Origin of the sequence: Blautia glucerasea (assembly GCF_020537505.1) — a bacterium.
Lineage (GTDB): Bacteria > Bacillota > Clostridia > Lachnospirales > Lachnospiraceae > Blautia_A.
The window spans coordinates 1-532 of the sequence record NZ_JAJBMO010000112.1; the positions used below are offsets into that span (position 1 = coordinate 1).

A 532-nucleotide genomic window follows, 5' to 3' on the forward strand; every position below is an offset into this window, starting at 1 on the left:
GGTAGCCGTATCGGAAGGTACGGCTGGATCACCTCCTTTCTAGGGAAGAAGTAGAAAATCGAAATGTGTTTTACTGTTGAGTTATCAAGTGATAACTGATATTTCCGGTGTCGATGCGCTTGTGGGAAACACCCGTTCCCATCCCGAACACGACGGTTAAGACGCAGGCGGCCGATGGTACTGCATTGGAGACGATGTGGGAGAGCAGGTGGGCGCCGGATCAAAGAAAAAAACAGGCTGTGCTTGTTCATATAGAAACAGACACTGGTAAGTGAGTTCTGTCGGAAACAGAACGGTAAAAGGTAAAGATCGATGGACCGGTGTTAACCCAGTCAGCAGGGAAGTGCTGTTATGATAACTGGTTTTACCAGTGATTAGAACTTATAAAAAGTTTTATGAGCTCTAATGACTGATAAAAATTCAGTCAAAGCAATACAATGTACCTTGAAAACTGCATACATGTAAATTTGATTAAACTTTAATCAAATATCCTTGATACAAACGTTAAAACGTAAGATAGGAAGACATCGAT

General features: G+C 41.9%; 1 rRNA gene. It reads left to right on the plus strand.

Annotation, left to right across the window (positions count from 1 at the left end):
- Positions 1-103: 103 nt before the first annotated feature.
- Positions 104-221, plus strand: a 5S ribosomal RNA gene (gene rrf, locus LIQ05_RS19495).
- Positions 222-532: the final 311 nt, after the last annotated feature.